The organism is Mesorhizobium sp. M2A.F.Ca.ET.039.01.1.1, from assembly GCF_003998035.1.
GTDB lineage: Bacteria > Pseudomonadota > Alphaproteobacteria > Rhizobiales > Rhizobiaceae > Mesorhizobium.
This window is the reverse complement of the sequence record NZ_RZRY01000727.1, coordinates 1-2,990: the sequence shown is the minus strand read 5'-3', so window position 1 is coordinate 2,990 and position 2,990 is coordinate 1. Positions and strand designations below refer to the sequence as shown.

Here is a 2,990-nt window from a genome sequence, read left to right as displayed (position 1 = left end):
CCTTCTCCCTCAGGGAGGGCTTTGCACGGAACTGAGTTGGTGATTCCGTATGTCCGGCATGAAGGGGAGATGATTCGGATGGTCGATCGCGTGCTTGGACAACTGAGCCTTGCGGATGGGCTGGTGTGGTCGGATGTGACGGAGCTTGACCAGATCTCGCGAGTGATCGACTGGGTGCCGATCAAGGCGCTTCTTGGTCAGCGCAGCGGACCAGGACGGGGCAATATTAGCTATCCGGCCGAGGCCTTGCTGCGCTGTCTGCTGCTTGGCGTGTGGAACAATCTCAGCGATCCTTCGCTGGAGGCACAACTGCGCGACCGGCTGTCGTTCCGCCGCTTTGCCGGTTTCAGCCTGTCGGACCCCACGCCGGACCATTCGACGTTGTGGCGTTTCCGCGAGGAGCTGAAGTGCGATGGGCTGATCGACCGGGTGTTTTATGAGATCACGCGGCAGCTTGAGCAGAAGGGGCTGATCGTCAAGCGCGGCACGTTGATTGATGCCTCCTTCATGCAGGCCGCCGCGCGCCCGCCGGCGAAGCCGAAGAAGGGTGAGGAGGCGACGGCGCGGCCATCGGCTGATGGCGAGGCACGTTGGGGACGCAAGGGCAACAAGACCGTGTTCGGCTATAAGGTGCACAACAGCGTCGACGATGCTCATACGCTGATCCGGCGCATGGACTTCACGGATGCATCGGTCACCGATACCGAGCCGGCCGACGGCCTGATCATCGGGGACGAGAAGGCGGCCTATGGCGACCAAGCCTACTACACCCATGCCCGCCATGCCCGGCTGAAGCAGGCCGGCATCAAGGACCGGCTGATGCACAGAGCCAACAAGCACCATCCGCTGACGCCGCGTCAGAAGCAGCGCAACCGGCTGATCTCGAAGGTGCGGGCGGCAGTGGAGCGGCCGTTTGCAGTGTTCAAACAGCGCTACGGCATGCGGCGACTGCGCTTCTTCAACCTTGCCACCAACAGGACGCAGTGCATGCTTGCCGGCTGCGGCTACAATCTGCAGCGAGCGGCCGCAGTCCTTTTCCCGAAGAGGAAGCCGGCATGAGGCGCAGTCCGCCCAAAATCCACTGCCAAGGCGGCCTGAGGCCCCAAGAGCGAGGCAAAATAACCCGCCAAAGCGGCCAGAGCGCCTTTCAAAAAACGCCCATCCGCCTCGTGCGCTAAATATCGACTCCCATGCAAAACCCTCCTCGGGGAGAAGGAAGAAAGAGGCGCTAGTCGCTCCTGCGGAAGTTGCGGATACGGTCGAACAGCACCGCCAGGATGATCGCGCCGCCGATGAAGGTGCCTTGCCAGAAGGCGTTGATGCCAAGCAGGCCGAGGCTGTTGCGGATCACCTCGATCAAGGCAGCGCCGACGATGGCGCCGAGCGCGGTGCCGACACCGCCGGCAAGATTGGCGCCGCCGATGACGGTGGCGGCGATGACCTGCAGCTCCATGCCGGTGCCGAGATTGGTGGTGACCGCACCCAGCCAGCCGGTCTGGATGATGCCGGCGAGCCCGGCGGACAGAGCCGAGATCATGTAGACGGCGACCTTGATCTGCTTGACCGGAACGCCTGTCAGCGTCGCCGCGTGCTCATTGCCGCCGATGGCGAAGATGTGCCGGCCGAACTTGGTCCAGCGCAGGATGAAGCCGGTGATCAGCGCCAGGATGATCATGTAGAGAACCGGATTGGCGATGCCGAAGACCCAGGCGCCGCCGCCCAACGCCAGGAGCTTCTGGTGGTCCGGCCCGAACTGGAAGACCACGGTGTTGTTGGAGGCGACCATGGCAAGGCTGCGCGCCACCGAGAGCATGCCGAGCGTCACCACGAAAGGCGGAAAGCCGACATAGGCGATGAGCACGCCGTTGAAGGCGCCGATGGCGAGCGCGGTGACGATCGTGGCGAGGATGCCGATCTCGATCGAATAGCCGGCATGCATGGTGACGGCGAGCACCATGGAGCACAGGCAAAGCACCGAGCCGACCGACAGGTCGATGCCGCCGGTGATGATAACGAAAGTCATGCCGAGCGCGACGATGGCGACGAAGGTGACGTTGCGGGTGATGTTGAAGAGGTTCTTCGAGGTGGCGAAGGAATCGGTCGCGAAGGACAGGAACAGGCAGGCGAGAATGACCGCGATCACCACCCAGAATGTCTGGTTGGCGAGGAGCCGCGACAGGAAAGTGTGCTGCTTCTGCGCGATCGTCTGGTCAAGGGTGACTGCCATTGTCGACCTTTCCTGAGGTGGGACGCGGAACACCGCGCGTCACGCCACCCGTTCAAATCCGTGAGTCATGCCACCTGTTCGATGGCGCCGGTGATCAGCCCGGTGACTTCCTCGGGCGAGCTCGAAGCGATCTTCTTGTCTGCCACCTTGCGGCCGCGCCGCATGACGATGACGCGGTCGGCGACGTCGAACACGTCGGGCATGCGGTGACTGATCAGCACAACCGCGATGCCCTGGTCGCGCAGATGGCGGATAAGGTTGAGCACCTCGGCCACCTGCCGGACCGAGATCGCCGCCGTCGGCTCATCCATCAGCACGATTTTGGCCTGCGACAGCATGGTGCGAGCGATCGCCACCGCTTGGCGCTGGCCGCCCGACATCTGCTTGACGAGATCGCGCGGCCGCGTCTCGGATTTCAGCTCGGCAAAGAGCTGGCCGGCGCGCCTGTACATCGCCGCATAGTCGAGGATGCGGAACGGGCCGATGCCGCGGCGCAGCTCGCGGCCGAGATAGACGTTTGCCGCGGCCGTCAGATTGTTGCACAGCGCAAGGTCCTGGTGGACGATCTCGATGCCGTGCTGGCGGGCCTCCGCCGGCTTGTGCATGACAATCTCCTTGCCCTCCAGATGCATGGTGCCATGGCTTGGGCGGAAATTGCCGGCGATCATCTTGGCCAGCGTCGACTTGCCGGCGCCGTTGTCGCCCAGCAGCGCCACGACCTCGCCGCGTCCGATCGAAAAGCTGATGCCCTTCAGCGCCTGGA

Annotated in this window: 3 protein-coding genes; 1 reads left to right on the top strand and 2 read right to left on the bottom strand. The window is 63.6% G+C overall.

Translation table 11 applies throughout. From position 1 onward, the window contains the following. Nucleotides 1-78: 78 nt before the first annotated feature. Complete coding sequence (locus EOA24_RS32630) at nt 79-1,059, top strand: IS5 family transposase (RefSeq protein ID WP_189354417.1); 981 nt, start codon at nt 79-81, stop codon at nt 1,057-1,059. A 169-nt stretch (nt 1,060-1,228) separates the two neighbouring features. Here EOA24_RS32630 and EOA24_RS32625 read toward each other — a convergent pair whose 3' ends face one another. Then, entirely contained in the window at nt 1,229-2,227 is a 999-nt protein-coding gene (locus EOA24_RS32625) for an ABC transporter permease (protein ID WP_042637227.1), read from the bottom strand. Nucleotides 2,228-2,292: 65 nt separating this feature from the next. Further along, nucleotides 2,293-2,990, bottom strand: a 698-nt coding sequence (locus EOA24_RS32620; protein ID WP_133374725.1) for an ATP-binding cassette domain-containing protein, incomplete at its 5' end; no start/stop codon positions are given.

What these genes read in the sequence shown, in the direction of transcription:
- EOA24_RS32630 (WP_189354417.1), top strand. Translation starts at nt 79, where the DNA reads ATGGTCGATCGCGTGCTTGGACAACTGAGCCTTGCGGATGGGCTGGTG.
- EOA24_RS32625 (WP_042637227.1), bottom strand. Translation starts at nt 2,227, where the DNA reads ATGGCAGTCACCCTTGACCAGACGATCGCGCAGAAGCAGCACACTTTC.